The sequence below is a fragment of the Pseudomonas sp. 2822-17 genome (assembly GCF_002742485.1).
Taxonomy (GTDB): Bacteria; Pseudomonadota; Gammaproteobacteria; order Pseudomonadales; family Pseudomonadaceae; genus Aquipseudomonas; species Aquipseudomonas cyclaminis.
The window spans coordinates 1-228 of the sequence record NZ_LJRZ01000008.1 but is presented as its reverse complement, the minus strand read 5'-3'; the positions used below and the strand labels follow the sequence as shown (position 1 = coordinate 228).

1 protein-coding gene is annotated in these 228 nt (G+C 33.8%); it reads left to right on the top strand.

The window, feature by feature from the left end; genetic code table 11:
• Positions 1 to 191, top strand: a 191-nt coding sequence (locus tag AOA60_RS32490; protein WP_218240442.1) for an endonuclease Q family protein, incomplete at its 5' end; no start/stop codon positions are given.
• Between the last annotated feature and the right edge of the window lie 37 nt (positions 192 to 228).

Genomic DNA, 228 nt, shown 5'->3' with positions numbered 1-228 from the left:
GATGTGGAAAGAAAACTATGGATAAACTTTTGAACCAGTTTAGCTCTGAAATGAAAATACTTCACGAAGTAACAAAGGAAGAACTCGTTCAAGTGGTTCCTGAAAAAATCGCAAAAAAAATAGTAGAAGCAAGATCAGGGAAATTACAGATTCAGGAAGGGGGAGCAGGTAAATATGGAAAAATAAAATAATTGAAATCTATGAACGGAGTCATAGTTTCCATAATAG